The sequence below is a fragment of the Desulfocurvus sp. DL1XJH-121 genome, assembly GCF_054819825.1.
Genome location: NZ_JBTVWW010000084.1, coordinates 1 through 277 on the forward strand (window position 1 = coordinate 1; position 277 = coordinate 277).

Sequence of the window (277 nt, forward strand, 5' to 3'; positions counted from 1 at the left end):
CATTTTACCACTAGCATAAGCTTGATTGTAAATTTCCTCTCCTCGTTCATGGCAGTTTAGATCACCAAAAATTAAGAGCATTGCAGAAGATGTTTCATTTTGACGCGTATTAAAGCGAATTAAGGGTTTTAATTTTTCTTTGCCTGCTTCACTTTCCACTACGACAAAACGCCATGGCTGCATGTTAACAGAAGAAGGGGCAGTGGTCGCTTCTTGAATCATTGTTAACATTTCTTCATGAGAAATTTTATGGGTTTCATCGTACACCCGAACCGAT

The 277-nt window shown here is 38.6% G+C and carries 1 protein-coding gene; it reads right to left on the reverse strand.

The window, feature by feature from the left end; genetic code table 11:
* Positions 1-277, reverse strand: a 277-nt coding sequence (locus tag ACYYG1_RS17400) for a nitroreductase family protein (RefSeq protein ID WP_461211599.1), incomplete at both ends; no start/stop codon positions are given.